Consider the following 12,124-nt stretch of genomic DNA (forward strand, 5'->3'; position numbering starts at 1 on the left):
CACGACCAACATCCCGCGCAAGCCTCCCGTTCGAGCCGGAAGGCAGTGTGGATGACTTGTCCTGGGGTCCCGTTTGGACGCCGATTACCCCAAAAACGGGGTCCTTATTCCACGCCTAATCACAAAATAATGGTTTTTCATCAATCCTTTGCGGCAATTCGCCCGGTCGGGCGATTTCGGCAATCGCCACCCGCCGATCACGCAACGGCCGCGACTACGGACCGGGACGGGGCGGCCCCTCAGGCGCCCCCGATGGCGCGCGGACAGGCACAAGCGACCCTCGAATCGGGCACCGCGACCGCCCGAATCGCCGGCTAACGCGCGGCCGCCCGACGCTTTCCGGAGGCGCCCGGCCGGTCCGGTAGGCGAATCTTGCCGGCCTCCTCCGCCGCCGACGCGGGCTGGGTCGACGGCCGCCGGGCCAGCACCTCGCGCAGGAAGCGCCCGGTATGGCTCTCCGGCGCGGCGGCGATGGCCTCCGGGGTGCCCTGCGCCACCACCGTGCCGCCGCCGTCGCCCCCCTCGGGGCCCATGTCGATCACCCAGTCGGCGGTCTTGATGACCTCGAGATTGTGCTCGATCACGACGACCGTGTTGCCTTGGTCGACGAGTTCGTGAAGCACCTCCATCAGCTTGGCGACGTCGTGGAAGTGCAGGCCCGTGGTCGGCTCGTCGAGGATGTAGAGGGTGCGCCCGGTGGCGCGCTTCGAGAGCTCCTTGGAGAGCTTGACCCGCTGCGCCTCGCCCCCCGAGAGGGTCGTCGCCTGCTGGCCGACATGCACGTAGTCGAGGCCGACGCGCTTCAGGGTCTCCATCTTCTCGCGGATCGCGGGCACGGCCTTGAACAGCTCGGCCGCCTCCTCGACGCTCATGTCGAGCACATCGGCGATGGACTTGGCCCGATACTTCACCTCGAGGGTCTCGCGGTCGTAGCGCCGCCCCTTGCAGACGTCGCAGGTGACGTAGACGTCCGGCAGGAAGTGCATCTCGATCTTGATGACGCCGTCGCCCGAGCAGGCCTCGCAGCGGCCTCCCTTGACGTTGAAGCTGAACCGGCCCGGCTGGTAGCCGCGGGCCTTGGCCTCGGGCAGCCCCGCGAACCAGTCGCGGATCGGCGTGAAGGCGCCGATATAGGTTGCCGGGTTCGAGCGCGGCGTGCGCCCGATGGGCGACTGGTCGATGTCGATGACCTTGTCGAGATTCTCCAGCCCCTCCAGACGCTCGTAGGGGGCGGGGTGCTCCAGGGCGCCGTTGAGGCTCTTGGCCACCGCCTTGTAGAGCGTGTCGACGACGAGGGTCGACTTGCCGCCGCCCGAGACGCCGGTGACGCAGGTGAAGGTGCCGAGCGGAATCGCGACGGTGACGTCCTTCAGGTTGTGGCCGCGCGCACCGGAGAGGGTCAGCGTGCCCTTGCGGGCCTTTCGCCGGGCCTTCGGCATCCGCACCGACAGCGCGCCGGTGAGATACTTGGCGGTGAGCGAGGCGGGGTCCTTCAGGAGCTGCTCGGGAGTGCCCTGGGCCACGATCCTGCCGCCGTGGATCCCCGCGCCGGGTCCCACGTCGACCACGTAGTCGGCCTGGAGGATCGCGTCCTCGTCGTGCTCGACCACGATCACCGAGTTGCCGAGGTCGCGCAGGCGCTTGAGCGTGCCGAGCAGCCGCTCGTTGTCGCGCTGGTGCAGGCCGATGGAGGGCTCGTCGAGCACGTAGAGCACGCCGGTCAGCCCCGAGCCGATCTGCGAGGCGAGCCGGATGCGCTGGCTCTCGCCGCCCGAGAGCGAGCCGGAGCCGCGCGCCAGGGTGAGATAGACGAGCCCCACATCGACGAGGAAGCTCAGGCGGTCGCGGATCTCCTTGAGGATGCGGACCGCGATCTCGTTCTGCTTCGCCGTGAGCTTCTCGGGCAATTCGCCGAACCAGCGATGCGCCTCGCTCACCGAAAGCCGCGTGACCTCACCGATGTCCTGCATGGCGACCTTCACCGCGAGCGCCTCGGGCTTGAGCCGCTTGCCGCCGCAGGCCGCGCAAGGGGTCTCGCTCATGAAGCGGCCGATATCCTCGCGCGAGGCGTCGCTGTCGGTCTCCTTGTAGCGGCGCTCGAGATTCGGGATCACGCCCTCGAAGGGCTTGTTGACCTCGTAGGCGCGCAAGCCGTCATTGTAGGCGAAACGGATGCGCTCGCTCCCGGAGCCGTGGAGCACCGCGCGGCGCACGGCCTCCGGCAGCTCCCGCCAGGGGGTCGTCGGCTTGACGTTGTAATGGGCGGCGATGGCATCGAGGGTCTGGCCGTAATAGGGCGAGGTCGACTTCGCCCAGGGCGCCACCGCCCCGCGCCGCAGGCTCAGGCCGGGATCGGAGATCACCAGCTCGGGGTCGATGCGCATCTCGTGGCCGATGCCGCCGCAGGTCGGGCAGGCCCCGAAGGGGTTGTTGAACGAGAAGAGTCTGGGCTCGATCTCGGGGATCGTGAAGCCCGAGACCGGGCAGGCGAAGCGCGACGAGAACGTGATCTTTTGTGGGGTCTCGCCCTCGGGGGCATCGGCGTATTCGATGTCGGCGATGCCGTCGGCGAGCTCCAGCGCCGTCTCGAAGGACTCCGCCAGCCGCGAGCCGATGTCGTCGCGCACGACGATGCGGTCCACCACCACGTCGATGTCGTGCTTGAGCTTCTTGTCGAGCTTGGGCACATCGTCGATGGGGTAGTACTCGCCGTCGATGCGCAGGCGCTGGAAGCCCTTCTTCTGGAACTCGGCGATCTCCTTGCGGTACTCGCCCTTGCGGCCCCGCACGACGGGGGCGAGCAGGTAGAGCCGGGTCTTCTCGGGGAGCGCCAGCACCCGGTCGACCATCTGGCTGACCGTCTGGCTCTCGATGGGCAGCCCGGTGGCGGGCGAGTAGGGGATGCCGACCCGCGCCCAGAGCAGGCGCATGTAGTCGTAGATCTCGGTGACGGTGCCGACGGTGGAGCGCGGGTTCTTCGAGGTGGTCTTCTGCTCGATGGAGATCGCCGGCGAGAGCCCGTCGATCTGATCGACATCGGGCTTCGACATCATCTCCAGGAACTGCCGGGCATAGGCCGAGAGCGACTCGACGTAGCGGCGCTGGCCCTCCGCGTAGATGGTGTCGAAGGCCAGCGACGACTTGCCCGAACCCGAGAGCCCCGTGAACACCACCAGCTTGTCGCGCGGAATGGTGAGGTCGACGTTCTTGAGGTTGTGCTCGCGCGCGCCACGCACCGCGATCACCCGCGCCTGATCGAAGAGGGCTCCGAGCCTGGCGTCGCGCTCCGCTTCCGCGCCGTCCGGCGCCTGCGCGGCGGCGGCGGATTTGCCGCGCGCGGGGGCGGGCCCCTTGCGGGCATCGCGCCTGGCGGCGCTCGGGGCGGCGGCTTTGGCCATGGATCGGATCACTCCGGTCGGATCGCTTGGATCGGATCACTCGGGTCGGACCGCCCGCAGCCGTCTCTCGGCCGGCGGGCGCGACGTCATGCAGGGAGGCGGCCAAGGCACAGGCCCCGCGCGGGCGCGGGACCCTGCTAGAACAAACACAGTACAATCGCAATATCGGAGACGCTCCCCGCGACGGGAGCGGCGCCCGCGATCATCCGTGATGTAAGGCCGGCCGTCGCGAATCCAACGCGCGGCGACGCCCCTGCGACCGAGGAGGCCTCAGCTCGCCTTGCGGCGCCGGGCCTGACCCGGATCGGCCGGCGGGTCGATCTCGACGATGCGTCCCGCCTCGCCGTAGACCGCACCGAGCACCACCTCGAAATGGCGCTTGACGCTGCCGTGGCACTCGCAGGCCGAGCGCTCGGCGCCCGCCGGATCGAGGATAGTGATGCGCCCGCGCCCGACCTTGATCAGGCCCTGCACCTGGAGGCTGCGCAGGATGCGGGTGAGATAGGTGCGCTGCACGCCGAGCATCGAGGCGAGCAGCTCGTGCGTGACCGGCAGCGCATCGGAGCCGATCCGGTCCTGAAGGGTCAGCAGCCAGCGCAGGCAGCGCTGCTCGATGGGATGCAGGGCGTTGCAGGCGCCGGCCTGGAGCACCTGGGCGAGCAGACAGTCGGCATAGCGGGTGAACAGGTTGCGCAGCGAGACCGAGCGCTGCTGCAAGTCCTGAAGCTTCAGCGCCTCCATGCGCAGCACGGGGCCGGCGATCTGGATCAGCGCCTGCGTGGAGGCGGGGAGCCGCCCGTCGCTCACGACGCCGCCCACCGCGCCCTCCCGGCCGATGGTGGCGGTCTCGGCGGTGCGGCCGTCGCGCATGGCGATGACCAGCGTCACCACCGTCTGCTCGCAGGGAAAGGAGATGTAGGACACGTCCGAGCCCGCCTCGAACAGCGTCTCGCCCTTCTTGTACACCTCCCGTTCGAGATGCGGGGCGACGAGCGCGCGGTCGTCGTCGTTCAGAGCCTTCAGGAGAAGGTTTCCCTCGATATGGCTCTCGGAGAGGGACGTCATGGAAAGGGAGGCTTCACCAACGGCTTCGGCGCGGTCGTATCCCAGCAACAAGATTTAAGTCTGTCCGGTTTCATACAGAACCGGAAATAATTCCAATTGCGCGAAATCGAGTCGGTGCCGCGCTATTTCTGCGTGCACAATCCCCGCTGCGACAGGGCGGGGTGCTCGCGCGGGTCGCAATCGGTGGCGAGGAAGGAGGCCCATTCGGAGGGCGTGCCGTAGAAGGCGTTGCGGTCGACATCGCCGCGCACCCCCGGCACCCGGCCCGTGGAGGTGAACTGCCAGAGCATCCACTGCCGGTTGGCGAAACGCTGCTCCGGCTCGGCCGCGGTGGAGCGGACCCAGTGCGGATAGTCCGGCAGTTCGCCCTCGAGCACGTCCTTGTGGAAGGTGATGTCGGTGTAGATGATCGGCCGCTTGCCGGTATAGGCCTCCATCTCGGTGAGCATGGTGCGGATCATGGCGAGCGCCTCGGCCTTCGGCAGGGTGCGCGGGCACTTCACCGAATGACCGTTCCACTCCACGTCGAGCACCGGGGGCAGGGCGCTCGGATCGGCGGGCACGTTGCGCTTGAACCAGTCCATCTGCTCGCGCGCCGAGCGGCACCAGAACACGAAATGATAGGCCCCGCGCGGCACGCCGGCCGCGGCCGCGCCCTCCCAGTTCTCGCGGAAGCGCTCGTCGAGATGGTCGCCGCCCTCCGTCGCCTTGATGAAGGCGAACTGCGTGCCGGCGCCGCGCACCGAGGCCCAGTCGACAGGCCCCTGGTAGCGGGAGATGTCGATGCCCTGGATCGGGTGCCGCTTGGCCCTGGCGACCCCCGGATGGGGCTTCACGTCGCCCTTGGTGGGGTAGAAATCGTTGTTGGAGGCGCAGGCCGCGAGGCTCGCGAGCAGGGCGGCGGCGGCGATCCGGCGGCCGGACCGATAGGCGGCGCGGACCAGGGCGCCCGAACGTCCGGGCATCGACAGCGAGAACGTGCGCGTCAGCGACATCGATGCCAGGTCCGTCATTCCCGTACGCCACCAATCTGGCTAATCGATGCTCCGGCAGCGGTTAACAGAGCTTTGCCGTGATTGCGGCGGAATTCCGCAGGGCGTTGCGGCGCCGACACATAGGCGCGAGGACGGCAGGCGAGGGGATGCCGGCAAAGCCTTCGGACACTTGGCCTTTCTGGAGGAGATGCGCGTGGGCAACATCCTGTTCACCATCGGCTACGAAGGGCTCGGCCAGGAGCGTCTCGTCGCCGCGCTGACGGACGCGGGAATCGGCGTGCTGGCGGATGTCCGCGCCGTGGCGAACTCGCGCAAGCGCGGCTTCTCGAAGAGCGCCCTGAAGGCCGGGGTGGAGGAGGCGGGGCTCGTCTATGCGCATCTGCGTGCCCTCGGCACGCCGAAGGCGGGGCGGCAGGCCGCCCGCGCGCAGGATGCCGGGCTGATGCGCGCGATCTACTGCGAGGAGGTGCTCGACACCGCCGATGGCGGGCTCGCCCTGGACGCGCTCGCGGCGCTCGCCGCGCGGGCGCCGACCTGCCTGCTCTGCTTCGAGCGCGATCCCGCGCTCTGCCACCGGCGGGTGCTGGCCGAGCGGCTCGGCCCGCGCGGGTTCGCGGTCATCGACCTGTTCGGCTGAGCCTCAGGCCGCCTCGGTGCGCTGGGGTGCGGCTACCGGCGGGGCAAAGGCGTCGGCGAGGCGGTTGAGGCGCTGGGCGAGGTCGCGCACCTCGTTGAGGGCGATGGATTTCTGCCCCTCCTTCACCGCGCGGGTGATGTCGGCGACCTGGGTCGCGGCGAGGCGCTTCAGCTCGAGGGCGAGCTGATCCTTGGTCATCATCGGCGGGGTGTCCGGCGCGGGGAATCGATGGGCGCCAGCTTGCCGCGCCGCGCGTTACCGCAGGGTTTCCTCGCGCCTCCGCGCCCTCAATGGGCCGAGATTGCCTCCGGCAGACGGCGCGCCGCCTCGCGGTGGCGCCTGCGCTCGGCGGGCGTCGGACGCATCAGGCCGCAGAACAGCGGCGGCGGCAGGCAATCCGCGCGGATGACCGCCTCGTCGGACACGGCGTCCAGCAGGTCGGGCATCGCGGCCAGGAAGGACCGGGAGGCGGGCGGGGGAAAGGAGAGCTCTTCGATCGGCATGGCGGCGTATCCGAGGGCGGGTGTGGAGCCCGACGGACGGACCCGTTCCCGCGTTTCGAGGGATACGGCCGAGCCGGCGTTTCGTTCCCTCGCGGGCGCGGGCTGCGAGGTCGAAACCGGACACAATCCGGAATCATGGAGAGGCTACGGTGACGTTCGTCGAAGGCCCCGCCCCCAGGCTCTCGACGGAGGCCAGCGGCTCGCGAACGACCGCTCCCCGGCCCGGAGCCGCTGGCCTCCTTCCGATCCTTGTCCCGATCCTTGGCGACCCGATCCCTGCGACGTTTCCCGTCCGCGCGTCCGTTTTTCCCGGAACCTGCGCCGTCATCGGCGATTGCGCTGTCGGAACATGCCCGATGCATGGCGGCCCGCCGTCGCGGCGCCGAAGGAAACGTCGTCCCATGAAGCTCTTCAGCTGCCAGTCCTGCGGCAACATCGTCTATTTCGACAACCGCTCCTGCGAGCGCTGCGGCCACCGCCTCGCCTACATGCCGGAGGCCGGCACGCTCACCGCCCTGGAGCCGGCGGGCGGCATCGAGTGGACGGCCCTCGGCGACCGGCCGGGGCGCTCGCGCATCCTCTGTGTCAACGCCCAGCAGGACGGCTGCAACTGGCTGGTCCCGCCGGGAACGGGCGACGCCTTCTGCCGCGCCTGCCGGCACAACGGCACCATCCCCGACCTGACCCAGGGCGAGAACCTCGAACGCTGGCGGCTGATGGAGCTCGCCAAGCACCAGCTCTTCTACGCGCTGCTGCGCTTCGACCTGCCGCTCGCCACCCGCATGGAGGACCCGGAGCACGGGCTGATCTTCAACTTCCTCGCCGACCCGCCGGCGCAGGACGGCGACAAGGTGATGACCGGCCACGAGAACGGCGTCATCACCATCGCGCTGGTCGAGGCCGACGACGCCGAGCGCGAGAAGCGCCGGAGCGGCATGGGCGAGCCCTACCGGACGCTGATCGGCCATTTCCGACACGAGGTCGGGCATCATTACTGGGATCTGCTGGTGCGCGACGCGGGCAAGCTCGACGCCTGCCGGGCGGTCTTCGGCGACGACAGCGAGGATTACGAGGCGGCCCTCAAGCGCCATTACGACGAAGGCGTCCCGCCCGACTGGCAGGAGCGCTTCGTCTCCTCCTACGCCACCACCCACCCCTGGGAGGACTTCGCCGAGACCTGGGCGCATTACCTCCACATCGTCGATACGCTGGAGATGGCCAGCGCCTTCGGCATGGAGGTGAAGCCGAGCCTCGATACGGAGGGCTCCCTCTCGGCGCGGATCGACTTCGACCCCTACGCCGCCGAGAGCATCGAGCAGATCATCGCCGCGTGGCTGCCCTTCGTCTTCGCCATGAACAGCACCTCGCGGGCGATGGGGCAGGGCGACCTCTACCCCTTCGTGCTGGCCCCGGCGGTCATCGCCAAGCTCGGCTTCATCCACCGCCTGCTGCACCGCCAGGTGTGACGGAGGTGCCGTCCGCCACCGGGAGGGAGGCGGACGGCGCGGAGGGGCTCAGCCCTTGAGGCGCTTGTTGCACTCGGAGTAGTAGCCACCGCCCTTCTGGATCCAGTTCATGCCGCCGTTGCCGGTGGCGCCGGCGGCCTTGTTGGCGTTGTACTGGTCGAGACAGGTCTTCTGGCGGCCCTTTCCGGCGGATTCGCTGGCGTATTTCGGATCGACCGCCTTCGGGAACACCGCCGCTCCGGCGGCGGCCGGGGTGGCGGCCGGCGCAGGGGCGGGCGCGGGCTTGGCCGCCGCCGTCGGAGCGGGCGCCGCGGGAGCGGGAGCCGGCGCGGCGGTCTTCGTCGGCGCGGGAGCGGCGGCGGCGGGCGCGGGGGCCGGCGCGGCGGCGGCATCGCTGCACTGGGCCTTGCGGAAGTCGTTCCAGCTCTGGCCGTTCAGGGTGTTGGCGGATTTGGCCGCCTGATACTTGACCGAGCAGTCCTTGGCCGAAAGGGCGGCCGCCGGCCCGATGGGGGCGAGACTGAGGGCGAGGGCGGTGCAGACGGCGAGACGATGAGACATGACGAGCTCCCTTCCGACGATGCGGAGACGGCGGCGGCAATCTAGGCGCGCTCAAGGCCCCGCGCCACAGGCGTTCATCGACCGTCAATTCACAAATGCGCGCCGGTCCGCAGAGGGCCGCGAAGGGCCCGCCGGAAGCGCGGGACATGCTCGCTCGACGGTCTCAATCATCGCGGACGAGCGTTCGGCACGAAGACTGCTTTTCGCGCACTATCGGCCTGCCGCCGCGCGGCGTAGGGCAGGAAAACCGGCCCGACGCGGACGGTTCGTCGAAAATTCGCGCCGCCCCGCCGCCCGACCTCTGGACATGCTCCTGTCCGCTGCTTAGGTGGCCTTATTCGTGGGACAATGTCCCACAACTAGAAAGTGCGATGCCGCGGTTCTTCATCGACCTTCACGACGGTGCGAACTTCGTTCGCGACACGGTCGGCTTCGATCTGCCGGACGCGGCGGCGGCCCGCACGCGCCTCGTGCGGATCATGTCGAAGATCGCGCAGGATCTCGGCCCCGGCGACGAGAGGCAGGATTACCTCGCCGTCGTCCGGGACGAGGCGCGCCAGGTGGTGTTCCGCGCGCGCCTGTCCTTCGAGATCGAGGATGTCGGCCGGGTGTGACGGCTTACCAGCCGCCGTAGCCGTAGGGCCGGTCGCAGTCGCGGTTCCAGCGATGGGCGACGGGACGGTAGCCGTAGCCGACAGGGCCGGCGTCATAGGCGTCGAACCGGCGCGGGCGATAGACCGGCGCATCGTCGTCGTAGCGATGGACGTAGCCGTAGCGCGCCGGGCGGTAGGCCACGGCGGGCGCCTCCTCGTAGCCGTAGGCGGGCACGCCGTAGCCATAGGCCGGGGCGGCATGCGCCTCCGAGACGGCGGCACCCAGAAGGGCACCGGCCGCGAGCCCGCCGATGAGGCCGGCGGCGACCGCGCCGCCGCCGCGCGCCTCGGCGGCGGAGGGAGCGAGGGCGCTGAAGCCCATGAGGGCGGCGACCGAAAGCACGGCGAAAGTCTTCATGGCCTATCCCCTGACCTTGCGAGGAGGCCGGCGCCCGGCGGGCGCCCGGTCTCGGATGAGGCGGCTGGTGCCCGGCACCAACCGCAGAGACAGAATGGCCGGGCGTCGCTGTAGGAAGGCTGAGGGCGCCCGACAGGAATCGTTCAGGCGCAGGGGGAAGCGAGCGCAGCTCTCATAAAAAAGCCCCGCCGGACCCGGCGGGGCTGATGTCTGTCGCCGTCGCGGCGGCTCAGCGTCCGCCGCCGCCGCCCGCGTTGGGAACCGCCAGCTCCGGCTTGCCGGAATTGGCGTCCGCGCCCGAGTTGTTCGAGGTGCTGTCGGCCCCGAGCCCGCTCCGGGCCACCGTGCCCACCGAGCCCGGCCCGCCATTGTCGAGCCCGCCCGGCTTCACGAAGGTGGAGCCCGTGGCGTCGGGCGCCGCGACGCTCGGAGGAGCCGGCTGCCGGATCTCGGCGGGGGGATTGGCCTGGGCCAGGGCCGGCAGCGTCGCCGCGAGCATCAGGGCGCCGGCCGAGAGCGCGATCTTCGTCATCCTGCGTTCCTTCGAAACGTTTCGATGGAGAGAGCGGGACCAACGTCCTCGGGAGCGGCCGGTTTCCTTCACCCGGTCACGCCGCCGGCGCCCCGTTGGCCAGGGCCAGGAAGTTGCGCAGGGTCTGAGCGTGGCTGGCGCGGCTGGAGACGAGCCGCAGCCGGGCGAGCGGGACGGGGCCGTCGATGGGCCGGAAGCGGACCCCCGCCACGCGGACCTGCGCGAGGGAGGCGGGCACCAGCGAGACGCCGAGCCCGCTCGCCACGAGATTGATGATCGAGGGGAACTGCTGCGCCTCCTGCCCGCGCAGGGGCTCGAAGCCGGCCGCCCGGCAGGCATTCGTGATCGTGTCGTGCAGGCTCTCGCCCATGGGCCGTGGGAACAGCACGAAGCGCGCGCCGGCAAGGTCCGCGAGCCGCACCGCATCCGCTCCGGCGAGGGGGTGGCTCTCCGGCAGGGCGACCTCCATCGGCTCGTCCACGCCGCCATGGGCGCGCAGGGCCGGCGGCAGGCCCTCGTGCGGGCGCAGGAAGGCCGCGTCGAGGAAACCGGCTGAGAGGCGTTCGAGCAGCAGCCCGGTATTGCCCTCCTCCAGCACGACGGACACGTCCGGGTAGGCCGCGCCGAAGGCCCGCAGCGCCCCCGTGACGAGGGGGTTGAAGAAGCCCGATCCGGTGCAGCCGATGCGCAGGCGCCCGATCCGGCCTTCCGCCGCGCGGCGGGCGGCCAGCGCCGCGCGCTCGGCCGCCGCGAGGGCGGCGCGGGCCTCGTCGAGGAAGGCCGCGCCGGCCTCCGTCAGTTCCGCCCCGGTGGGCAGGCGCCGGAACAGCCGCGCCTCGACCTCCGCCTCGAGGTCCTTGATCTGCTGGCTGAGGGGCGGCTGCCCGATGCCGAGGCGGGTGGCGGCGCGGGTGAAGTTCCGCTCCTCCGCGACGGCAACGAAGTAGCGCAGGTGCCGCAGTTCCACGGGGTATCTCCAAAAGCGATCGCACGGACCTCCGCGAGATATTGGGCGGATCGACGAGCGGGCCATACCTCCTGGGCAACGGAGGACCCGATGTCCCACGAACCCATGCCTCACGAGCCCATGCCTCACGCGCCCGCACGCCCCCTTCGCAGCCTGCTGTTCACGCCGGCCACCCGGCCCGAGCGCTTCGCCAAGGCGGCCGAGGGCGGCGCCGATGCCGTCATCGTCGACCTGGAGGACGCGGTCGCTCCCGGCGACAAGGACGCGGCGCGCGCCAACGCCCTCTCCTGGCTGGCGACGCCCGCCGCGAGAGGGGGCCCCGTCCGGGCGCTGCGCGTCAACGCCGTCGAGACCCCGGCGGGCCTCGCCGATCTCGCCGCCCTCGTGGCGGGCCCCGCGGAGCCGGACGTCGTCGTCCTGCCGAAGGTCGAGGCCGCCGCCCATCTGCATATCCTCGACCGGCTGCTCGGCGCCGGCGGCAAGCGGGCGCGCCTCGTCGCCCTGATCGAGAGCGCGCGGGGGCTCGCCGCCCTGGAGGAGATCGCCCGCGCGACGCCCCGGCTCGCCGGCCTGATGTTCGGCGCCGCCGACATGGCCGCCGATCTCGGGGCGCAGACCGCCTGGGAGCCGCTGCTCGCCGCCCGGTCGCGCCTCGTGGCCGCCGCCGCCCTGTCAGGCATCGCCCCCATCGACACGCCGTTCTTCGACATCCGCGACGCGGACGGCCTGGAGCGGGAGACGCGGGCGGCGGCGGCGCTCGGCTTCACCGCCAAGGCGGCGATCCACCCGGCCCAGATCGGCCCGATCAACGCCGCCCTCACGCCGGACGACGCGGCGGTCGCCTGGGCTAGGCGGGTGCTCGCCGAGAACGCCAAGGGCGTCGGCACCGTCGACGGGCACATGATCGACGAGGCGGTGGCGCGCAAGGCCCGCCACCTGCTGACCGCCGCGGGCGAGCCCGTCCCGGCCGCCTGACCCCGAACCGCAAC

General features: G+C 70.7%; 13 protein-coding genes. 4 read left to right on the forward strand and 9 right to left on the reverse strand.

Annotated elements, in window-relative coordinates:
• Positions 1-314: 314 nt before the first annotated feature.
• From uvrA to ACP56T_RS11685, 3 genes are all read right to left on the reverse strand, one after another.
• Entirely contained in the window at positions 315-3,398 is a 3,084-nt protein-coding gene (uvrA, locus tag ACP56T_RS11675; RefSeq protein ID WP_430912286.1) for an excinuclease ABC subunit UvrA, read from the reverse strand.
• Positions 3,399-3,668: 270 nt separating this feature from the next.
• Positions 3,669-4,463: a Crp/Fnr family transcriptional regulator gene (locus ACP56T_RS11680; RefSeq protein WP_430912287.1), complete on the reverse strand. Its 795-nt coding sequence runs from the start codon at positions 4,461-4,463 to the stop codon at positions 3,669-3,671.
• Positions 4,464-4,585: 122 nt separating this feature from the next.
• Positions 4,586-5,428: a glycoside hydrolase family 25 protein gene (locus ACP56T_RS11685; protein WP_430912448.1), complete on the reverse strand. Its 843-nt coding sequence runs from the start codon at positions 5,426-5,428 to the stop codon at positions 4,586-4,588.
• A gap of 223 nt (positions 5,429-5,651) precedes the next feature.
• Between ACP56T_RS11685 and ACP56T_RS11690 the strand changes: the two genes are divergently transcribed.
• The gene (locus tag ACP56T_RS11690; RefSeq protein ID WP_430912288.1) at positions 5,652-6,095 is read left to right on the forward strand and encodes a DUF488 domain-containing protein; all 444 of its coding nucleotides are present in this window, start codon (positions 5,652-5,654) and stop codon (positions 6,093-6,095) included.
• A gap of 3 nt (positions 6,096-6,098) precedes the next feature.
• On the opposite strand, the gene ACP56T_RS11695 is transcribed toward ACP56T_RS11690, so the two are convergent.
• Together ACP56T_RS11695 and ACP56T_RS11700 are read right to left on the reverse strand one after the other, a co-directional pair.
• Positions 6,099-6,296, reverse strand: a complete 198-nt coding sequence (locus tag ACP56T_RS11695) for a hypothetical protein (protein ID WP_430912289.1) — start codon at positions 6,294-6,296, stop codon at positions 6,099-6,101.
• A gap of 86 nt (positions 6,297-6,382) precedes the next feature.
• Entirely contained in the window at positions 6,383-6,598 is a 216-nt protein-coding gene (locus ACP56T_RS11700) for a hypothetical protein (protein WP_430912290.1), read from the reverse strand.
• A 401-nt stretch (positions 6,599-6,999) separates the two neighbouring features.
• On the opposite strand from ACP56T_RS11700, the gene ACP56T_RS11705 reads away from it, so the two are divergent.
• A complete protein-coding gene (locus ACP56T_RS11705) occupies positions 7,000-8,064 on the forward strand; it encodes a zinc-binding metallopeptidase family protein (RefSeq protein WP_430912291.1) in 1,065 nt (354 codons plus the stop codon).
• Between the two features lie 48 nt (positions 8,065-8,112).
• Here ACP56T_RS11705 and ACP56T_RS11710 read toward each other — a convergent pair whose 3' ends face one another.
• Positions 8,113-8,625 carry a hypothetical protein gene (locus tag ACP56T_RS11710; protein ID WP_430912292.1) on the reverse strand — a complete coding sequence of 171 codons (513 nt, stop codon included), beginning with the start codon at positions 8,623-8,625 and terminating at the stop codon, positions 8,113-8,115.
• Positions 8,626-8,996: 371 nt separating this feature from the next.
• On the opposite strand from ACP56T_RS11710, the gene ACP56T_RS11715 reads away from it, so the two are divergent.
• The gene (locus ACP56T_RS11715) at positions 8,997-9,239 is read left to right on the forward strand and encodes a DUF6894 family protein (protein ID WP_430912293.1); all 243 of its coding nucleotides are present in this window, start codon (positions 8,997-8,999) and stop codon (positions 9,237-9,239) included.
• A 4-nt stretch (positions 9,240-9,243) separates the two neighbouring features.
• Here the strand turns inward: ACP56T_RS11715 and ACP56T_RS11720 are convergent, their stop codons facing one another.
• From ACP56T_RS11720 to ACP56T_RS11730, 3 genes are all read right to left on the reverse strand, one after another.
• A complete protein-coding gene (locus ACP56T_RS11720) occupies positions 9,244-9,636 on the reverse strand; it encodes a hypothetical protein (RefSeq protein ID WP_430912294.1) in 393 nt (130 codons plus the stop codon).
• Between the two features lie 229 nt (positions 9,637-9,865).
• On the reverse strand, positions 9,866-10,168 hold the full coding sequence (locus ACP56T_RS11725; RefSeq protein WP_430912295.1) for a hypothetical protein: 303 nt from the start codon (positions 10,166-10,168) through the stop codon (positions 9,866-9,868).
• Between the two features lie 76 nt (positions 10,169-10,244).
• A complete protein-coding gene (locus ACP56T_RS11730; protein WP_430912296.1) occupies positions 10,245-11,135 on the reverse strand; it encodes a LysR family transcriptional regulator in 891 nt (296 codons plus the stop codon).
• A 120-nt stretch (positions 11,136-11,255) separates the two neighbouring features.
• Between ACP56T_RS11730 and ripC the strand changes: the two genes are divergently transcribed.
• The gene (gene ripC, locus ACP56T_RS11735; protein WP_430912297.1) at positions 11,256-12,110 is read left to right on the forward strand and encodes an itaconate degradation C-C-lyase RipC; all 855 of its coding nucleotides are present in this window, start codon (positions 11,256-11,258) and stop codon (positions 12,108-12,110) included.
• Positions 12,111-12,124: the final 14 nt, after the last annotated feature.

Source organism: Methylobacterium endophyticum (assembly GCF_050591105.1).
In the GTDB taxonomy this organism is placed as follows: domain Bacteria; phylum Pseudomonadota; class Alphaproteobacteria; order Rhizobiales; family Beijerinckiaceae; genus Methylobacterium.

Excerpts from the sequence above, each read along its gene's own strand:
- uvrA (WP_430912286.1), bottom strand. The coding sequence starts at position 3,398 with ATGGCCAAAGCCGCCGCCCCGAGCGCCGCCAGGCGCGATGCCCGCAAG.
- ACP56T_RS11680 (WP_430912287.1), bottom strand. The coding sequence starts at position 4,463 with ATGACGTCCCTCTCCGAGAGCCATATCGAGGGAAACCTTCTCCTGAAG.
- ACP56T_RS11685 (WP_430912448.1), bottom strand. The coding sequence starts at position 5,428 with ATGCCCGGACGTTCGGGCGCCCTGGTCCGCGCCGCCTATCGGTCCGGC.
- ACP56T_RS11695 (WP_430912289.1), bottom strand. The coding sequence starts at position 6,296 with ATGATGACCAAGGATCAGCTCGCCCTCGAGCTGAAGCGCCTCGCCGCG.
- ACP56T_RS11700 (WP_430912290.1), bottom strand. The coding sequence starts at position 6,598 with ATGCCGATCGAAGAGCTCTCCTTTCCCCCGCCCGCCTCCCGGTCCTTC.
- ACP56T_RS11705 (WP_430912291.1), top strand. The coding sequence starts at position 7,000 with ATGAAGCTCTTCAGCTGCCAGTCCTGCGGCAACATCGTCTATTTCGAC.
- ACP56T_RS11710 (WP_430912292.1), bottom strand. The coding sequence starts at position 8,625 with ATGTCTCATCGTCTCGCCGTCTGCACCGCCCTCGCCCTCAGTCTCGCC.
- ACP56T_RS11715 (WP_430912293.1), top strand. The coding sequence starts at position 8,997 with ATGCCGCGGTTCTTCATCGACCTTCACGACGGTGCGAACTTCGTTCGC.
- ACP56T_RS11720 (WP_430912294.1), bottom strand. The coding sequence starts at position 9,636 with ATGAAGACTTTCGCCGTGCTTTCGGTCGCCGCCCTCATGGGCTTCAGC.
- ACP56T_RS11725 (WP_430912295.1), bottom strand. The coding sequence starts at position 10,168 with ATGACGAAGATCGCGCTCTCGGCCGGCGCCCTGATGCTCGCGGCGACG.
- ripC (WP_430912297.1), top strand. The coding sequence starts at position 11,256 with ATGCCTCACGCGCCCGCACGCCCCCTTCGCAGCCTGCTGTTCACGCCG.